18 protein-coding genes are annotated in these 19402 nt (G+C 52.1%); 11 read left to right on the top strand and 7 right to left on the bottom strand.

What is annotated here, in order from left to right; translation table 11 throughout:
* Nucleotides 1–280: 280 nt before the first annotated feature.
* From dps to ybiO, 5 genes are all read left to right on the top strand, one after another.
* Entirely contained in the window at nt 281–784 is a 504-nt protein-coding gene (gene dps, locus FEK42_RS08415; RefSeq protein ID WP_064530112.1) for a DNA starvation/stationary phase protection protein Dps, read from the top strand.
* Between the two features lie 403 nt (nt 785–1187).
* Entirely contained in the window at nt 1188–1934 is a 747-nt protein-coding gene (gene glnH, locus FEK42_RS08405) for a glutamine ABC transporter substrate-binding protein GlnH (RefSeq protein ID WP_130205139.1), read from the top strand.
* 107 nt (nt 1935–2041) lie between these two features.
* On the top strand, nt 2042–2701 hold the full coding sequence (gene glnP, locus FEK42_RS08400; protein WP_061090926.1) for a glutamine ABC transporter permease GlnP: 660 nt from the start codon (nt 2042–2044) through the stop codon (nt 2699–2701).
* Nucleotides 2698–3420, top strand: a complete 723-nt coding sequence (gene glnQ / locus FEK42_RS08395; RefSeq protein ID WP_032302757.1) for a glutamine ABC transporter ATP-binding protein GlnQ — start codon at nt 2698–2700, stop codon at nt 3418–3420. Before glnP ends, glnQ begins: the two co-directional genes overlap by 4 nt.
* Nucleotides 3421–3680: 260 nt before the next feature.
* Nucleotides 3681–5906, top strand: coding sequence for a mechanosensitive channel protein (gene ybiO, locus FEK42_RS08390; protein ID WP_135492062.1), 2226 nt, complete (start codon nt 3681–3683; stop codon nt 5904–5906).
* Here ybiO and rlmF read toward each other — a convergent pair.
* The gene (gene rlmF / locus FEK42_RS08385) at nt 5903–6829 is read right to left on the bottom strand and encodes a 23S rRNA (adenine(1618)-N(6))-methyltransferase RlmF (RefSeq protein WP_167852515.1); all 927 of its coding nucleotides are present in this window, start codon (nt 6827–6829) and stop codon (nt 5903–5905) included. The genes ybiO and rlmF overlap by 4 nt on opposite strands.
* A 275-nt stretch (nt 6830–7104) precedes the next feature.
* Here rlmF and mcbA point away from each other — a divergent pair, with 275 nt between their 5' ends.
* The 5 genes from mcbA to ybiJ all read left to right on the top strand — a co-directional run bounded on the left by mcbA (nt 7105) and on the right by ybiJ (nt 11495).
* Entirely contained in the window at nt 7105–7365 is a 261-nt protein-coding gene (mcbA, locus tag FEK42_RS08380) for a DUF1471 family periplasmic protein McbA (protein WP_010347475.1), read from the top strand.
* Nucleotides 7366–7628: 263 nt separating this feature from the next.
* Nucleotides 7629–9911, top strand: a complete 2283-nt coding sequence (locus tag FEK42_RS08375; protein ID WP_135491055.1) for a catecholate siderophore receptor Fiu — start codon at nt 7629–7631, stop codon at nt 9909–9911.
* A 41-nt stretch (nt 9912–9952) separates the two neighbouring features.
* Complete coding sequence (gene ybiX / locus FEK42_RS08370; RefSeq protein ID WP_130205129.1) at nt 9953–10630, top strand: PKHD-type hydroxylase YbiX; 678 nt, start codon at nt 9953–9955, stop codon at nt 10628–10630.
* A gap of 73 nt (nt 10631–10703) precedes the next feature.
* Nucleotides 10704–10970, top strand: coding sequence for a C4-type zinc finger protein YbiI (gene ybiI, locus FEK42_RS08365; protein ID WP_130259772.1), 267 nt, complete (start codon nt 10704–10706; stop codon nt 10968–10970).
* A gap of 264 nt (nt 10971–11234) precedes the next feature.
* Nucleotides 11235–11495: a DUF1471 family protein YbiJ gene (gene ybiJ / locus FEK42_RS08360; protein ID WP_000849307.1), complete on the top strand. Its 261-nt coding sequence runs from the start codon at nt 11235–11237 to the stop codon at nt 11493–11495.
* Nucleotides 11496–11737: 242 nt separating this feature from the next.
* On the opposite strand, the gene FEK42_RS08355 is transcribed toward ybiJ, so the two are convergent.
* From FEK42_RS08355 to rhlE, 6 genes are all read right to left on the bottom strand, one after another.
* Nucleotides 11738–12808: a malate/lactate/ureidoglycolate dehydrogenase gene (locus FEK42_RS08355; protein ID WP_135492060.1), complete on the bottom strand. Its 1071-nt coding sequence runs from the start codon at nt 12806–12808 to the stop codon at nt 11738–11740.
* 139 nt (nt 12809–12947) lie between these two features.
* Complete coding sequence (gene ybiB / locus FEK42_RS08350) at nt 12948–13910, bottom strand: DNA-binding protein YbiB (protein ID WP_135492059.1); 963 nt, start codon at nt 13908–13910, stop codon at nt 12948–12950.
* Nucleotides 13911–13937: 27 nt separating this feature from the next.
* Entirely contained in the window at nt 13938–16088 is a 2151-nt protein-coding gene (dinG, locus tag FEK42_RS08345; RefSeq protein WP_135492058.1) for an ATP-dependent DNA helicase DinG, read from the bottom strand.
* 170 nt (nt 16089–16258) lie between these two features.
* Nucleotides 16259–16540, bottom strand: a complete 282-nt coding sequence (locus FEK42_RS08340; RefSeq protein ID WP_135492057.1) for a type II toxin-antitoxin system RelE/ParE family toxin — start codon at nt 16538–16540, stop codon at nt 16259–16261.
* On the bottom strand, nt 16540–16980 hold the full coding sequence (locus tag FEK42_RS08335) for a hypothetical protein (protein ID WP_001522657.1): 441 nt from the start codon (nt 16978–16980) through the stop codon (nt 16540–16542). The genes FEK42_RS08340 and FEK42_RS08335 overlap by 1 nt, the downstream gene beginning before the upstream one ends.
* Nucleotides 16981–17136: 156 nt before the next feature.
* Nucleotides 17137–18501 carry an ATP-dependent RNA helicase RhlE gene (gene rhlE, locus FEK42_RS08330; protein WP_130205115.1) on the bottom strand — a complete coding sequence of 455 codons (1365 nt, stop codon included), beginning with the start codon at nt 18499–18501 and terminating at the stop codon, nt 17137–17139.
* 228 nt (nt 18502–18729) lie between these two features.
* On the opposite strand from rhlE, the gene cecR reads away from it, so the two are divergent.
* Complete coding sequence (gene cecR / locus FEK42_RS08325) at nt 18730–19401, top strand: DNA-binding transcriptional regulator CecR (protein ID WP_024191852.1); 672 nt, start codon at nt 18730–18732, stop codon at nt 19399–19401.
* Nucleotide 19402: the final 1 nt, after the last annotated feature.

Below are 19402 nucleotides of genomic sequence, written 5' to 3'. Positions count from 1 at the left end.
TTATGCATAACCATGCAGAATATTACACGACTCTTCATCCCTACCCTTTTTATATATCTTGTTATCCTAAAACCTATTCTCTCTGAATAGCTCGCGTAAAAAAGAAAATAAGAATCGCCTCCAGCAATATACATAACTATGTGAATTTATATGGTTTTTATTTTTCACGCTTGTTACCGCTATTAGTGTGATAGGGACAGCCAGAATAGCGGAACACCAGGGTGGTGCTATACTTAGTTTCGTTAATTACTGGGACACAACATCAAGAGGATATGAAATTATGAGTACCGCTAAATTAGTTAAAGCAAAAGCGACAAATCTGCTTTATACCCGCAACGATGTCTCTGACAGCGAGAAGAAAGCGACAGTTGAGTTGCTGAATCGCCAGGTTATCCAGTTTATTGATCTCTCTTTGATTACCAAACAAGCGCACTGGAACATGCGCGGCGCTAACTTCATTGCCGTACATGAGATGCTGGATGGTTTCCGTACCGCACTGACCGATCACCTGGATACTATGGCAGAGCGCGCGGTGCAGCTAGGCGGCGTTGCCCTTGGTACCACTCAAGTTATTAACAGCAAAACCCCGCTGAAAAGCTACCCGCTGGACATCCACAGCGTTCAGGATCACCTGAAAGAGCTAGCTGACCGTTACGCGATTGTTGCCAACGACGTGCGCAAAGCGATTGGCGAAGCGAAAGATGACGACACCGCAGATATCCTGACCGCCGCTTCCCGCGACCTGGATAAATTCTTGTGGTTTATCGAATCTAATATCGAATAAATCCATCGCAGATGGTGCAGAACTTAAGTAAGCGATAAAGGCGGCTTCCTGGCAGGAAGCCGTTTTGTATTGCTGCCCGCCTCTACGCACTTTTTTAGTGCAACTCATCGTCTTTCCCGCCTGTCAAAGTAAAATATTTGTATCAACAACATCACACAATCGTTACATAAAGATTGTTTTTTCATCATAATTTACGCTAAATAACCTATGTGTTGAGTGCACTATTTTTGCGCACCACTTTGGCGCCCCAATATGGTGCAGACCGGAGATGTTGCCCCATAAATTGTGCAACCCGTTTTAACTGCTCCTATAAAAATCAAAGAGTTGTAAAACTGGCACGATTTTTTCATATACGTAAATGTCACGCAGGGGATCGTCCCGTGGATAGAAAAAAGGAAATGCTATGAAGTCTGTATTAAAAGTTTCACTGGCTGCACTGACCCTGGCTTTTGCGGTTTCTTCTCATGCCGCGGATAAAAAACTGGTTGTGGCGACGGATACCGCCTTCGTTCCGTTTGAATTTAAACAGGGCGACAAATACGTTGGTTTTGATGTGGATCTGTGGGCTGCTATCGCCAAAGAACTGAAGCTGGATTACGAACTGAAACCAATGGATTTCAGCGGCATCATCCCAGCACTGCAAACCAAAAACATCGATCTGGCGCTGGCGGGCATTACCATTACCGACGAGCGTAAAAAAGCGATCGATTTCTCTGACGGCTACTACAAAAGCGGCCTGTTAGTGATGGTGAAAGCCAACAATAACGATGTGAAAAGCGTGAAAGATCTCGACGGTAAAGTGGTTGCTGTGAAAAGCGGCACCGGCTCCGTTGATTACGCAAAAGCGAACATCAAAACCAAAGATCTGCGTCAGTTCCCGAACATCGATAACGCCTATATGGAACTGGGTACCAACCGCGCAGACGCCGTCCTGCACGACACACCAAACATTCTGTACTTCATCAAAACCGCCGGGAACGGTCAGTTCAAAGCGGTAGGTGACTCTCTGGAAGCACAGCAATACGGTATTGCGTTCCCGAAAGGTAGCGACGAGCTGCGTGACAAAATCAACGGCGCGTTGAAAACCCTGCGCGAGAACGGCACATACAACGAAATCTACAAAAAATGGTTCGGTACTGAACCGAAATAATGATTGCCTTTAATTTATGGCCCGGTGGCCTTTTGCATACCGGGCCAGCGTTTCGCCCCGCCAGCCTTCTGGCTCGGGTATTTACACCACGGTAACAGGAACAACATATGCAGTTTGACTGGAGTGCCATCTGGCCTGCCATTCCGCTTCTGATTGAAGGCGCCAAAATGACCCTGTGGATTTCGGTCCTCGGTCTGGCTGGCGGCCTGGTTATCGGACTGGCGGCAGGTTTTGCACGCACCTTCGGTGGTTGGATAGCCAACCACGTCGCGCTGGTCTTTATTGAAGTGATCCGCGGCACACCTATCGTCGTCCAGGTGATGTTTATCTACTTCGCCCTGCCGATGGCGTTTAACGACTTACGCATCGACCCGTTTACTGCGGCGGTGGTCACCATCATGATCAACTCCGGCGCGTACATTGCGGAAATCACGCGTGGTGCGGTGCTGTCAATCCACAAAGGTTTTCGTGAAGCAGGACTGGCGCTCGGCCTTTCACGTTGGGAAACCATTCGCTACGTGATTTTACCGCTGGCACTGCGCCGCATGCTGCCGCCGCTGGGTAACCAGTGGATCATCAGCATTAAAGATACATCGCTGTTTATTGTTATCGGCGTGGCGGAACTGACCCGTCAGGGGCAAGAAATTATTGCCGGTAACTTCCGCGCCCTTGAAATCTGGAGCGCCGTGGCGGTGTTCTATCTGATTATTACCCTGGTGCTGAGCTTTATTCTGCGTCGTCTGGAAAGAAGGATGAAAATCCTGTGATTGAATTTAAAAACGTCTCCAAGCACTTTGGCCCAACCCAGGTGCTGCACAATATCGATTTGAATATTGCCCAGGGCGAAGTCGTGGTGATTATCGGGCCGTCCGGTTCCGGTAAATCGACCCTGCTGCGCTGCATCAACAAACTGGAAGAAATCACCTCCGGCGATCTGATTGTCGATGGCCTGAAGGTTAACGATCCGAAAGTTGACGAGCGCCTGATTCGCCAGGAAGCGGGTATGGTGTTCCAGCAGTTTTACCTTTTCCCGCATCTGACGGCGCTGGAAAACGTCATGTTTGGCCCGCTACGCGTGCGTGGCGCGAACAAAGAAGAGGCGGAAAAACTGGCACGTGAACTGCTGGCGAAAGTCGGTCTGGCAGAACGTGCACATCACTACCCTTCCGAACTTTCTGGTGGTCAGCAGCAGCGTGTAGCGATTGCCCGCGCGCTGGCGGTGAAACCGAAAATGATGTTGTTTGATGAACCGACTTCCGCTCTTGACCCGGAACTGCGCCATGAAGTGCTGAAGGTTATGCAGGATCTGGCTGAAGAAGGCATGACGATGGTGATCGTGACCCACGAAATCGGTTTTGCCGAGAAAGTAGCTTCGCGCCTGATCTTTATCGACAAAGGCCGGATTGCGGAAGATGGCGATCCGCAGGCGTTGATCAAAAATCCGCCGAGCCAGCGCTTGCAGGAATTTTTACAGCACGTCTCTTAATAAGACACATTGCCTGATGCGCTACGCTTATCAGACCTACAGGATATATGGCAACTTATTAAAATTGCATGAACTTGTAGGACGGATAAGGCGTTCACGCCGCATCCGGCAAAAAAGCCCGCACGTTGTCAGCAACCTGCTTAATATCCCTTCCTCCCTTTCACCCGAAAGGGAGGCACACCAGATTCCTCTCATTTAAAATCACCCCTCCCCCAGCATCTATACTTATCTTTTTGCTCTGTTTTCTCACTGGAGGAGTCATGCGGTGGATCCTGTTCATCCTCTTCTGCCTGCTGGGCGCACCTGCCCACGCGGTATCCATACCCGGCGTTACAACCACAACGACAACGGACTCAACGACTGAATCGGCCCCGGAACCGGATATCGAACAAAAAAAAGCGGCCTATGGCGCACTGGCGGATGTGCTGGATAATGACACCTCGCGTAAAGAGTTGATCGACCAGTTGCGCACCGTCGCCGCGACGCCCCCTGCGGAACCGGTCCCGAAGATCGTGCCGCCAACGCTGGTTGAAGAGCAAACCGTGCTGCAAAAGGTCACCGAAGTCAGCCGCCATTATGGTGAAGCCCTTTCCGCCCGCTTCGGGCAACTTTATCGCAATATCACCGGCTCCCCACATAAGCCGTTTAATCCACAAACCTTCAGCAATGCGCTGACCCATTTTTCAATGTTAGCGGTTTTAGTGTTTGGTTTTTACTGGCTGATTCGCCTGTGCGCACTGCCGCTGTATCGCAAAATGGGCCAGTGGGCGCGGCAAAAAAATCGTGAGCGCAGTAACTGGTTGCAGCTTCCGGCAATGATTATCGGGGCGTTTATTATCGACCTGCTGTTACTGGCTCTGACATTATTTGTCGGTCAGGTTTTAAGCGACAACCTGAATGCGGGCAGTCGCACCATCGCTTTCCAACAAAGTTTGTTTCTCAACGCCTTTGCCCTGATTGAATTTTTCAAAGCCGTACTACGCCTGATTTTTTGCCCAAACGTGGCGGAGCTGCGCCCGTTCACGATTCAGGATGAGAGCGCCCGTTACTGGAGTCGCCGCCTGAGCTGGTTAAGCAGTTTGATAGGCTATGGCCTGATTGTGGCAGTGCCGATTATCTCTAATCAGGTGAATGTACAGACAGGCGCGCTGGCAAACGTGGCAATCATGCTGTGCATGACCATCTGGGCGCTGTACCTGATCTTTCGTAATAAAAAAGAGATTACCCAGCATTTGCTCAACTTTGCGGAGCATTCGCTGACCTTTTTCAGCCTGTTTATCCGCGCCTTTGCGCTGGTCTGGCACTGGCTGGCAAGCGCCTATTTTATCGTGCTGTTTTTCTTTTCGTTGTTCGATCCGGGCAATAGCCTGAAATTTATGATGGGCGCGACGGTGCGCAGCCTGGCGATTATTGGTATCGCAGCGTTTGTTTCCGGTATGTTTTCCCGCTGGCTGGCGAAAACCATCACCCTCTCGCCACATACTCAGCGTAACTATCCGGAGCTGCAAAAACGGCTGAATGGCTGGCTTTCGGCGGCACTGAAAACGGCGCGTATTCTGACAGTCTGCGTGGCGGTAATGTTGCTGTTGAGCGCATGGGGATTGTTCGATTTCTGGAACTGGCTGCAAAACGGTGCTGGGCAAAAAACGGTAGATATCCTGATCCGTATCGCGCTCATTCTTTTCTTCTCAGCGGTTGGCTGGACGGTGCTCGCCAGTTTGATCGAAAACCGACTGGCCTCGGATATCCATGGTCGCCCGCTGCCCAGCGCCCGCACACGTACCTTGCTGACGCTGTTTCGTAACGCGCTGGCAGTGATCATCAGTACCATCACCATCATGATTGTGTTGTCGGAAATCGGCGTCAACATTGCGCCGCTGCTGGCAGGTGCAGGGGCGTTGGGGCTGGCTATCTCTTTCGGTTCGCAAACGCTGGTGAAAGATATTATCACCGGGGTATTTATTCAGTTTGAAAACGGTATGAACACCGGAGATTTAGTGACCATCGGGCCGTTGACGGGCACGGTGGAACGAATGTCGATTCGATCCGTTGGCGTGCGCCAGGATACCGGGGCGTATCACATCATTCCGTGGTCTTCGATTACCACCTTTGCCAACTTTGTCCGTGGCATTGGTTCAGTGGTGGCAAATTACGATGTTGATCGCCATGAAGATACTGATAAAGCCAATCAGGCGCTGAAAGATGCGGTAACGGAACTGATGGAAAACGAAGAAATTCGCGGGCTGGTTATTGGTGAACCGAACTTTGCCGGGATTGTCGGCTTAAGCAATACCGCGTTTACACTGCGTGTGTCGTTCACCACGCTGCCACTCAAACAGTGGACGGTACGCTTTGCCCTCGACAGCCAGGTGAAAAAGCATTTCGACCTGGCGGGTGTTCGCGCGCCAGTGCAGACTTATCAGGTGCTGCCGGCTCCGGGCGCGGCTCCGGCAGAACCGCTGCCACCGGGGGAGCCAACGCTTTAACGCTGGCGATTGACAAAACGGCGACGCTGCTCGTCGTTCATAAAGGTCCAGGCAATAAAGCGACTCTGCTTTTGCCCCTGGGCCATCTCTTTTTTTACCACCTTCACCGCGCCCACGTCCGTCAGTGCACGATACAACGGCGGTAAGTTTTCACCACGAGATACCAGCGAGGTAAACCACATCACTTGCTTCGCGAAGCCTTTGCTCTCTTCAATCATCTTTTTGATAAAGGCGACTTCACCGCCTTCACACCACAGCTCTTGTTGCTGACCACCAAAGTTCAGTGCATCGTCTTTGTTCAGCCCCAGGTTACGGCGTTTACGCTCACTACCTGCCCGTGCCGCAGCGGCGGAATCGTGGAATGGCGGGTTACACAAGGTCGCGTCGTATTGCTCGTTTTTGTGGATGATAGCGTTAAAAATCGCCCCGCTCTCTTTCTGCCGACGCAGACGAATGGCGCGGTTAAGCCCCGGATTAGCACTGATGATCGCCTGCGCACTGCTTAACGCCTGGCTGCTGGTTTCGCTGCCGGTAAAACGCCAGCCATATTCATGTACGCCAATCAGCGGGTAAATACAGTTCGCACCAACGCCGATATCCAGAATGCTGGCATTAGATGGAATTGTTCCGCTTGCTTCAGCCAGTAAATCGGCAAGGTGATGAATATAATCCGCCCGGCCCGGTACTGGCGGGCAGAGAAAACCGTCCGGAATATCCCAGTTCGCTACGGCGTAAAAATGGGCCAGCAACGCCTTATTGAGCGCCTTCACCGCCAGTGGATTGGCAAAGTCTACGCTTTGCTCCCCGGCGGGTGTAAGCGTGAGGAATTGCTTAAGTTCAGGATTGACCTGACAAAGCGTGGCGAGATCGTAGCGGCTGTGATGACGGTTGCGCGGATGCAACCCCGGTTTCTGGGCGGACATAGCATTCTCCTTTAAGCAGCGGCGTAAGATACCCGCATAACGCGACAGGGTAAATATCTGGCTGCGTTTATCATCTCGAAAGACCTTAACATGACTATGGTTTATGGCAATTCACCATAAAAATCAGCATCATGTATGTCATTGATTTGTCTTATTTTGTAAAAACATATCGTTCAAAAAACAAGCACATCTCTGTCAATTTTTTGCGTCATTTGCATCGCACAGGCGACCTACACTTATCAGGCACTACTCGTTGTATTTCTGAGGATGTCATTATGAAAAAGTGCCTCGCACTACTGATTGCCACCGTCCTGAGCGGAATCACCTTCACGGCTTATGCCGCGCAGCCTCTGAGTAACCAGGACAGCGGTCAGCTACGGCCCGCCGGTACCGTTTCGGCAACTGGCGCATCAAACCTAAGCGATCTGGAGGATAAACTGGCAGAAAAAGCGCGCGAACAAGGCGCGAAAGGTTATGTCATTAATTCCGCAGGCGGAAATGACCAGATGTTCGGTACTGCAACCATCTACAAATAACCCCACCAACGTAACTGCATTCGCCTCTGGATGCAGTTTTCGTTTGTTTTGTAATCAAAAAACATCAAATATGAACACAATGTAAATAAATGTATTTCTTTTTCGCGCAATGGGTGATAGAAAATCGCGCCAAGTGATAATGCTTATCAAAATTATTATCACTTTCACAAATACTATTACGGGATTAACAGTGGCATCGCATCCGCAGAGATGCTTTCTCGTGACAGTGAAAACTTAAACATATAAGAAAAGTCACCTGCTAAATGGAAAACAATCGCAATTTCCCTGCCAGACAATTTCATTCGCTCACGTTCTTTGCCGGTCTTTGTATTGGCATCACGCCTGTGGCACAGGCACTCGCCGCCGAAGGGCAAACTAACGCGGATGACACGCTGGTTGTCGAAGCATCAACGCCTTCTCTTTATGCGCCACAACAATCTGCCGATCCGAAATTCTCGCGTCCGGTAGCGGATACGACCCGCACGATGACGGTGATTTCCGAACAGGTGATTAAAGATCAGGGCGCGACTAACCTTACCGACGCACTCAAAAACGTCCCCGGCGTAGGCGCATTTTTTGCTGGTGAGAACGGTAACTCCACCACTGGCGACGCCATTTATATGCGCGGTGCCGATACCTCTAACAGTATTTATATTGATGGCATTCGCGATATCGGCAGCGTCTCGCGCGACACCTTCAATACCGAGCAGGTCGAAGTGATTAAAGGGCCGTCCGGCACCGACTACGGGCGCAGCGCGCCGACGGGCTCGATCAATATGATCAGCAAGCAGCCGCGCAATGATTCCGGCATTGACGCCTCCGCCAGTATTGGCAGCGCCTGGTTCCGCCGCGGCACGCTGGACGTCAATCAGGTGATTGGCGATACCTCCGCGGTGCGTCTGAATGTGATGGGCGAAAAAACGCACGATGCCGGACGCGACAAAGTCAAAAATGAGCGTTACGGCGTCGCCCCTTCTGTCGCTTTTGGCCTTGGCACAGCGAATCGTTTGTATCTTAATTATCTGCATGTCACCCAGCACAACACGCCAGACGGCGGCATTCCGACCATCGGTTTGCCGGGCTATTCCGCCCCATCTGCGGGAACAGCGGCACTGAATCATTCCGGAAAAGTAGATACGCATAACTTTTATGGCACGGATTCCGATTACGACGATTCGACCACCGATACCGCCACCATGCGTTTTGAGCACGACATCAACGATAACACCACCATTCGCAATACGACTCGTTGGTCGCGCGTGAAGCAGGATTACCTGATGACGGCGATTATGGGCGGGGCGTCGAATATTACCCAGCCCACCAGCGATGTGAATACCTGGACCTGGTCACGTACGGCGAACACCAAAGATGTGAGTAATAAAATTCTCACCAACCAGACCAACCTGACTACCACATTTTATACCGGCTCTGTCGGTCATGATGTCAGTACTGGCGTGGAATTTACCCGTGAAACGCAGACTAACTACGGCGTTAATCCGGTGACGTTACCGGCGGTGAATATTTATCATCCTGACAGCAGCATTCATCCCGGCGGCCTGACGCGCAACGGCGCAAACGCCAATGGTCAGACGGATACCTTCGCAATTTATGCCTTCGATACGCTGCAAATCACCCGTGATTTTGAGCTGAACGGCGGGATCCGTCTGGATAATTATCATACTGAATATGACAGTGCCACCGCCTGCGGCGGCAGTGGACGCGGCGCAGTCACCTGCCCTGCTGGCGTGGCAAACGGTTCTCCGGTCACCACCATCGACACTGCCAAGTCGGGCAATCTGGTGAACTGGAAAGCCGGGGCGCTGTATCACCTGACGGAAAACGGCAATGTCTATATTAACTATGCCGTTTCCCAGCAGCCGCCAGGCGGCAACAACTTCGCCCTTGCGCAGTCTGGCAGCGGTAACAGCGCCAGCCGCACCGACTTTAAACCGCAAAAAGCCAACACCAGTGAGATTGGCACCAAATGGCAGGTGCTGGATAAACGCCTGTTGCTTACCGCCGCGCTGTTCCGTACTGATATCGAAAATGAAGTTGAGCAAAACGATGACGGGACTTACTCGCAATACGGTAAGAAACGCGTCGAAGGCTATGAGATATCCGTGGCCGGGAATATCACGCCCGCGTGGCAGGTGATTGGCGGATATACCCAGCAAAAAGCGACCATTAAAAATGGCGCGGACGTGGCTCAGGATGGTTCATCATCACTGCCATATACGCCGGAGCACGCCTTTACCTTATGGAGCCAATATCAGGCAACCGATGATATTTCCGTTGGCGCGGGCGCGCGTTACATCGGCAGTATGCATAAAGGTTCAGACGGCGCGGTGGGAACGCCAGCATTTACAGAAGGTTACTGGGTCGCCGATGCCAAACTGGGGTATCGGGTTAATCGCAATCTCGACTTCCAGCTAAACGTCTACAACCTGTTTGATACCGATTACGTCGCCTCAATCAACAAGAGCGGCTACCGTTATCACCCGGGCGAGCCAAGAACCTTCTTGCTCACAGCCAATATGCATTTCTGATTCAGATGTGGGGCGCAGGCCCCACTTTTTGGAGAACTTGTATGATGTACCACATTCCTGGCGTGCTATCGCCACAGGACGTCGCCCGGTTTCGCGAACAACTGGAACAAGCCGAATGGGTTGATGGACGCGTCACCACCGGTGCACAAGGCGCACAAGTTAAGAGCAATCAGCAAGTGGACACCCGCAGCGCCCTGTACGCCGCACTGCAAAATGAGGTGCTGAACGCGGTTAACCAACATGCTTTGTTCTTTGCCGCTGCCTTGCCGCGTACCCTTTCCACACCGCTGTTTAATCGCTATCAGAACAATGAAACTTATGGTTTTCATGTGGATGGCGCAGTACGCAGCCATCCACAAAACGGCTGGATGCGCACTGACCTTTCTGCCACGCTGTTTTTGAGCGATCCACAAAGCTACGACGGCGGCGAACTGGTCGTTAATGACACCTTCGGACAACATCGGGTAAAACTCCCGGCTGGCGATCTGGTGTTGTACCCCTCCAGCAGCCTGCACTGCGTGACACCCGTAACCCGCGGCGTGCGAGTGGCATCATTTATGTGGATCCAGTCGATGATCCGCGATGATAAAAAGCGCGCCATGCTGTTTGAACTGGACAACAATATTCAGTCGCTGAAAAGCCGCTATGGCGAAAGTGAAGAGATCCTGTCGCTGCTCAATCTTTATCATAATCTGCTGCGGGAATGGTCGGAGATCTGACGCTTGAACTGCCCGAGTTCGTCCCTATATTAGCTATACTTAACTGTACAAGCATTGATATGGGGGGGACGATATGGCATCCGGTTGGGCTAACGATGACGCCGTCAACGAACAGATCAACAGTACAATTGAAGATGCGATTGCTCGCGCTCGGGATGAAATTCCGCGTGGCGAAAGCCTGTATGAATGTGAAGAGTGTGGCGCCCCCATCCCGCAGGCCCGTCGGGAAGCCATTCCTGGCGTGCGCTTATGCATTCATTGTCAGCAGGAGAAAGATTTACAAAAACCAGCTTATACAGGATATAATCGCAGAGGTTCGAAAGACAGCCAGTTACGTTAACTGCAACTGGCGCGATGCATAGCGAGTATAATTTGTATTTTGCGTGGCATTCCGTGCCTTTAACGCTACCGTGACTGCCACGCGATATAAAACGGGTCCATAAGTACAACAAATAAATGGTTTATCAATATGTTAGATATCAATCAATTTATTTGAACAAGGCGGTCAATTCTCTTCGATTTTATCTCTCGAAAAAAAACGTGATACTCATCACATCGACGAAACAACGTCACTTAAACAAAAATCACCTGCGAGAGATTAATTATGAAAACTATCAATACTGTTGTTGCTGCTATGGCTCTTTCAACTCTGTCATTTGGCGTGTTCGCCGCGGAACCGGTAACGGCATCCCAGGCACAGAGCATGAACAAAATCGGCGTAGTTTCTGCCGATGGCGCATCCACCCTCGATGCCCTGGAAGCGAAACTGGCTGAGAAAGCGGCAGCAGCCGGTGCTAGTGGATACAGCATTACTTCCGCCACCAACAACAATAAATTAAGCGGTACCGCGGTTATCTATAAGTAATTCGTAGGCCGGATAAAGCGTTTACACCGCATCCGACAACAGATGCCTGATGCGACGCTACCGCGTCTTATCAGGCCTACAAAATCCGAACCGTTGGTTGGATATGACGTTTACGCTACATCCAGCAAAAGTATTTCCCTGTCTGTTTGCCGACAGACGCATATGCTCTAACCCTCATTGATCCTATGTTACCCTTGTTTGCCCGTCCGACACTGGACGGGCTTTTTTTAGCTGGCTAATTGTTAGCAGAAAGCCTGCAACGTCTCTTCTGGCATACCAACCTGTCGCGCTGCATCGCAAATGGCCTGCCAGCTCCCGGCATCCAGCGGGATCCCAAACTCCTGCCGCTCACGGCGCATATTCACTTCCCACTCGCCCGGCAGCAAAATCGGTTTATCTTCATCATGCGGCGAGGCTTTCACCCACTGGGTAAAGGCTTCTGTTTGCGCTGTGCATTCCGTCGTACCAAACAACTCCGGATTAACGATAATAGTGGTCATACAGTTAAAACCGGCATCGGGGCTACTCTGCAATGTGTCCTGATGGGTAGTTTTACCGCCAGAAAGCGCACCACCAAGAATTTCGCACATCACCGCCAGAGCATAACCTTTATGTTCAGCAAAACTCAGCAACGCTCCCAACGGTGGCTCCTGCATTACCGCCGGATTGGTCGTTGGCACACCGTTAGCATCAATCAGGCAACCTGGCGGCACGGGTACGCCTTTATGCCAGGCGACACGCGTTTTACCAAACGCAATGGTGCTGGTCGCGTAATCAAGCAGCAGCGGGAAACCATCTTTTCGAGGAAAGACGACGCAAAACGGATTTGTGCCTAAGCGACTGTCCCGGCCACGGAACGGCGCAACAGCCTTACTCCCGACCACACTGACAAAGTGGATAGAGACGAATCCCGCCGCCGCGCACTGTTCCGCCCAATAACCGATACGCCCGATATGATGTGAGTTACTCAGCGCTATGGCGGCAATGCCGTGCTGGCGTGCTTTTTCAATCCCCAGCGCCATTGCCTCATATGCAGCTACCTGACCGCATGCACGATCGCCATCAAGCGTGACCATTGCCCCCGCATCTTTGACAATTTTAGCGTGATGGTTGAGTTGCAAATAACCCTGCTGCCAGGAACGCACATAGTTCGGGATCATGCCAATACCATGTGAATCATGTCCTGCCAGATTTGCCGCAATTAAATGATCTGCTATTAGTTTTGCTTCCTGTTCCTCGCTACCCATCTGACGAAACACAGCCAGGATAAAGTTGTGCAGCGTCTGGGCATCAAAGCGACGACCACTTTCCATGGTTAACTCCTTTTATGTTATATGCCTGTTGCTTTTTTATGCTGCGCGCCGCACACGGGAAGGTCAATCAAGATGCTGCACTTTGATTTTGCTGGGGAGTAAAGACCGGATGACAGTGATCATCCGGCTGGGGGAGAACTTAAAATGATTGTTTAACGCGCGCCAGACCGTCGTTAACGGTTGCCACTTCACCCGCCGCCAGCAGGCAGCAAGCCATCTGGATTTTCAGCGACTCGGGAATCGGTTCGCTGCCAGCCAGGCAACGTTCAATCCACTGCGCCGTGGTTTCCGGGTCTTTGGCTTGTGGCAGTAGCTCGTTGCCAGCAGTGTCCTGTTTTTCATACAGCACCCGCATCCCTTCACGGTCGATCAAATTGATTTGCGGGCAGCGTTGCGGATTAGCATAAACTTCACCTTCGGTGCCATGCATTAACAGCGCTCGTCCGCCAATATCGCTAAAGAATTTTGCGACTCGCCCGATATATTCCGGATGCGAAACGCTGGAAAGACGTAGCGCCTCACCTTCGGCAAATGGCGTCGCCAGTTTCGCCAGGGTATGCGCACTGTTACGCACGCCCATCCGCCAGCGCATCGCCAGTTGTTTTTCCAGCGGCGGGCAAAACGCGCCTACAGGCATAAACACCGGTTGATGTTCGTCGAGCTTCGCCTGCGCCTGCCCGCCGTGCAACGTTGACGTAATACCCATCAGTTCGAAAATGGTTTCTGTCAGCACGCGGGTTGGATCTTCGCTAACCCCGTGAACCACCACAGGAAAACCGAGTTTGTGTAGCAGAAGTGCCAGCAACGGCGTCAGGTTGGCCTGTTTACGCGCACCGTTGTAACTGGGGATGACAATGGGCATCGGCTTGCCGGTAGGCGGCGTCAGCTTGATGGTGTGATTTTGCATGGCTTCGTAAAAGCCGAGCATCTCTGCTTCCCCTTCCCCTTTGATACGCAGCGCAATCAATACGCCGCCCAGCTCGAGGTCAGGGACTTCACCGTTGAGCATATGGGCATACAGACCGCACGCAGTATCCCGGTCTAAATCGCGCGCGTGGTTTTTCCCGCGCCCGATCTCTTTAATGATTTTGCGATAGTCCATTTACGACTCCTTACCTGACTCACATCATTAACGCCGCCGACGGCGTGGGGATTTCGCTTTTTCTTTCTTTTTAACTATACCTTCAGGGACTTCCGGTTGCTCAATCGGAAATACCGGTAATGCATCCAGTAGTCGCTTGCCATAGTTTTTGGTCAGCAAGCGTTTATCGTAAATCACCACTTCCCCCCAGCAGCCGTGGCTTCGGATCAAACGCCCAACCTGCTGGATCAGGTTAAACGAGGCGCTCGGCAGGCTTTGCACCTCAAACGGATAGCGGTTGAGGCTTTTCAGCCATTCTCCTTCGGTGATCACCACCGGGCTGTCAATAGGCGGAAAAGCGATTTTGTGGATATGCACCTGGCTGAGAAGATCGCCTTTCAAATCCAGCCCTTCGGCAAAAGACTGTAAACCCACCAGTACGCTGCGCTCACCGTTGGCGACGCGTTTGCGATGCAGTTCAACTAAACGGTAACGCGGCTGATCGCCCTGCACCAGCAACATCAACCGTAAATCCGTCACATAGTCGAGAAACCGCTGCATCGCACGCCCGCTGGCAAACAGTACCAACATACCGAGATGTTTTTTGCTCTCCACCTGCTCACGGAAGAACGCCGCCATTTCAGCAATGTGCTGTTCTTCGTTGTCAATGGAAGGCTCAAAGCGCATCCGAGGAATAACAATTTTGCCCTGTTCGCAGTGGTTGAAGGGAGAATCCAGCGCCACAAAGCGGTCGCCCGCTTTCTCTTTCAGCCCGCTCATCTCCTGCAAACGCGAAAAACTGTTCAGCGATCGCAAGGTCGCGGAGGTGACAATAATGTGCGGAATGCTGCGCCACAGCAGCCTTTCCAGCTGATCGCTAACACGTATTCCCACGCAGTGAAACCAGAGGTGTAGCTGCCCTTCGCGCTCTTCCCGCGTCGCCCATTTGGTCACCGGCGCACCGGAAGATTGCGCCAGAGACGCCAGCCGCCAGAGTTTGCTTTGCGCCTCGAACATCCCCAACGCGCGGTTCATCTGCAAAATCAACCGATGCAGACGTACAATGTCATGGCTGCCGGTTTTCTCACTTAAATCGTTAAGAAATAACTCCGCCAGGCCACGCAGCATCTCGGTGAGTTTTGCCAGCCGCTGGCAGATCTCCAGCACTTCATCTGGCAGTTCGCCCATCGCAAAACGGTGCTCTGCCTCCTGCCCGGCAGGCATGTAGAGATTGAGAATGTTGTTTAACGAGGCGATAAGCTCATACAACTCTTCACAATGCGCATTCAAACGCTCGGGGATCGCCAGCGGTGGGATCGTCTTCGGGCGAAACTGTTCCATGCAGGTGGCGACCAGTTTGGTGAACAAGTCCAGCTGTAGCCGATACCACGGTGCGGTGATTTCGGCGCTCATCTCCAGCGCATCTCGCGCCACATCCGGCAGGTGATGACCTTCGTCCAGCACCAGCAGCAGATTTTCCGGGTCAGGTAATACGGCTTCGCTTTCCATCGCCGCCATCACCAGCGCATGGTTTGCCACCACCACTTCCGCTTCCTGAATCTCCCGACGGGCAACAAAAAACGGGCATTCGCGATAGTAATAACAGTTGCGGTTAAGGCAACTGGCCTTATCGGTACTCAAACGACGCCAGAGATCGTCATCTATAGCGATATCAGTATGATCGCGCAGACCGTCCCATTTATAAGTGTCGAGATCGCCCTTCAGCTTCGCACAACGTTTTTGCTCTTCCTGATTATTTGGCGTCAGTTCGTCGTCAAGAAACGCCAGCAGATCCTGTTGCGTGGGTTCAGTGCTGGCGAGCGCCGTCAGATTACGCGGGCAAACGTAGCGCCCACGCCCAAAAGCGGCAGTGAATTTAAGATCGGGAATGATCTTTTTCAGCAGCGGTAAATCTTTGCTGTAGATCTGATCCTGCAACGCTACGTTGGCGGTACTCACCACCAGCGTTTTTTGCTCTTCGCGGGCAATGGCGATGCCGGGGATCAAATAGGAGAGTGTTTTCCCAACGCCGGTGGGCGCTTCAATCGCCAGATGGCGCCCTTCTTCTCCGGCCAGCGTTTTGGCGACGTCCGCAATCATCTGCCGCTGCGGCGCACGGGGAATAAAGTCGGGGATCTGTTCCTGAAGCGCCTTATACCAGGCGGCGATTTGCGCTTTAAGCGCGGCGGTTAATGCCATGAGAAAACCTGAAATACTGTATAAACAGCCAATATTGTGGCATTTTTCGGTTTTCAGGGGTAATGGTTTTTCTGTTTCTGGAAAGCGGCTCGCAATAACGTTTACTAGAGGTGAGATTTTCCCGCAGCAGAAGAAGCATCATTGCGTAGTAAAAGACAATGCACGCAGGCTTATTGCGCTGGCGGCCATTGCAGGGCGGTATGTAAAACACGCAATACCGAGAGCGTATCGCCCTCCACTTGATAGATAAGCACATAATGCGGCCTGACAACGGCTTCATGTGTACCAGCGACTCGTCCGGCCCGGTACATATCCGGGCGTTCACAGGCCTGTTCCGCAATGGCTTCAAATTGATTATCCAGGGCAATTGCCGCTTGTGGATTATCTTTACTGATGTATTCCATGATTTTCTCCCTGTCAGACAGGGACATTGGCTTCCATTCCAGACGCATTAATCCCCCTTCAACAAGGCTTTTTTACGGGCAGCAAATAGACTTTTGGCCTCTTCATGAGAGAGCGCCGGGCGTGGATCGTCAATGGCGGCCTGCACCTGTTCACGAAACCAGGCATCATACGCGGCAGCTTCATGAGCTCGTTTTAATGCCTCTGCCCTGTCAGGTCGGGTCGTTTTCTTCTGACCGTCCGGGTCGTAATTAGAGGCGTCGACCTCAAACCGGGCAATACCAACATCTTTCAGGTAGTTGACAACCGTTTCCAGCCGTTTAAACAAGCGAATTTGCCGACTGCGTTGTGCTGCAAGAGGCCGTTCAGTGTGGCCGTATTTCACGGTCAACGACCAACCGCCCTGGGTGCCAATAACGTGTGCTGCATCCACTACGCCAGATTCAACCAGTTTATGTAAGGTTGAGTGATCGATCGTTTCTGGTGCCATAATGCGCTAACCTCTTTGTATACGGCATGCAATTTATAATTAAAGATAGCGCAATTAATAATAAGTTGCAGCACCTTGATCGTAAATTGCCCAGGATATAATTGCGGTAGAAAGAGACTTGTTGCGAAGATGCCGGGCATAGCCCGGCATAAAAGATTACTGCGCAGCGGCAGGTTTACGCGGACGGCGACGACGTTGTTGCTCACCAGCCGGTTTGGCATCGCCGAGGCGACGAGACGGTTTTTCTGCGGGCTTCGCATTACCAGACTTCGCACCACCTTCAGCGCGGCGTGGTTGCTGTTGACCGCGACCACCGCCCTGCCCACGACCGCCGCCACCACGTTGCTGGCGACCATTCTGGATTGGTTCCGCTTTGATTGACGGGTCCGGCTCATAGCCCGGAATCGCAATGCGCGGGATCTCTTTTTTCAGCAGTTTTTCGATATCACGCAGCAGTTTGTGTTCATCAACACATACCAGCGACAACGCTTCACCAGTAGCTGCCGCGCGACCGGTACGCCCGATACGGTGGACATAATCTTCCGGTACGTTTGGCAGTTCATAGTTGACGACGTGCGGCAACTCTTCGATATCCAGACCGCGTGCAGCGATGTCAGTTGCCACCAGTACACGAATATCGCCCGATTTAAAATCGGCCAGCGCACGAGTACGCGCACCTTGCGATTTATTACCGTGGATCGCCGCACTACGGATGCCATCTTTATTGAGCTGTTCCGCCAAATGGTTAGCGCCATGTTTGGTACGGGTAAACACCAGCACCTGCTGCCAGTTCCCTTTACCAATCATATGCGACAGCAATTCGCGTTTGCGTTTCTTATCGACAAAGTGAACGTGCTGGGTCACCTGATCAGACGCGGTATTGCGGCGTGCCACTTCGATTTCCAGCGGGTTGTGTAGCAGCTTTTCTGCCAGCGCTTTAATGTCGTCAGAGAAAGTGGCGGAGAACAGCAGGTTCTGGCGCTTCGCTGGCAGTTTTGTTAACACGCGACGAATATCGTGGATAAAGCCCATGTCGAGCATGCGGTCAGCTTCATCGAGGACGAGGATTTCTATCTGGTCCAGCTTCACCGCATTCTGATGTTCCAGGTCCAGCAAACGCCCCGGCGTTGCCACCAGCACATCAACGCCGCCACGCAGTTTCATCATCTGCGGGTTAATGCTCACACCACCAAACACCACCAGCGAACGAATGTTCAGGTATTTGCTGTAATCACGGACGTTTTCGCCAATCTGCGCCGCCAGTTCACGGGTCGGGGTAAGAATGAGCGCACGAACCGGACGACGCCCTTTGGCGTGCGGCTCGCGGGAAATCAGGTGTTGTAGTAGCGGCAACGTAAAGCCCGCTGTTTTGCCCGTGCCGGTCTGGGCACTGGCCATCAGGTCGCGGCCTTCCAGCACCGCAGGGATCGCCTGCTGCTGAATAGGGGTGGGTTCACGGTAACCTTGCTCGGCAACGGCGCGCAGGATATCAGGGCTTAAACCCAAAGAATCGAAAGACATAACTACTCCGAACCGCCCCGACCGTTACCGGTGTAGTTTTCAGGGAGATACTGAAAAGGAAAATGACAAAAACCACAATGTCATGAGGGAGCGGAGTGTAGCAGTTTTTGTGACGCAGCGCATAAATTATCCCTGTGACTGGCGTTGCTAAAATTCCTGGCCATACTGGACAACGCTAAAAATGAGTCATAATCTTAATCAATCATTTGATTAAGAATGGGCTGTGCTATGAATAGTCCTGCCATGACAACCAAAGGTGAACAGGCGAAAAAACAGCTGATTGCTGCGGCACTGGCACAGTTTGGTGAGTATGGAATGAACGCCACCACCCGCGATATCGCCGCCCAGGCCGGGCAGAATATCGCTGCCATTACCTATTACTTCGGTTCGAAAGAAGATTTGTACCTCGCCTGCGCCCAGTGGATTGCCGATTTTATTGGCGAGCAGTTCCGTCCGCACGCCGAGGAAGCCGAACGCTTGTTCGCACAACCACAGCCGGATCGCGCCGCTATCCGCGAACTGATCCTTCGCGCCTGCAGGAACATGATCCAACTGCTCACCCAGGATGACACCGTCAACCTCAGCAAGTTTATCTCCCGTGAACAGCTCTCTCCCACGGCGGCCTACCATCTGGTGCATGAACAGGTGATTAGCCCGCTACACAGCCACCTGACACGCCTGATTGCCGCCTGGACCGGCTGCGACGCCAATGACACCCGCATGATCCTTCATACCCATGCGTTGATTGGTGAGATTCTGGCGTTTCGTCTCGGCAAAGAAACGATTCTGTTACGTACCGGCTGGACCGCGTTCGATGAAGAAAAGACCGAACTGATTAACCAGACGGTAACCTGTCATATCGACCTGATTTTGCAAGGATTATCGCAAAGGAGTTTGTAGT

The organism is Escherichia sp. E2748, from assembly GCF_005781125.1.
Classification (GTDB): domain Bacteria; phylum Pseudomonadota; class Gammaproteobacteria; order Enterobacterales; family Enterobacteriaceae; genus Escherichia.
Note: the sequence above shows the minus strand (reverse complement) of the source record. Positions and strands in the feature narration are given on the sequence as shown.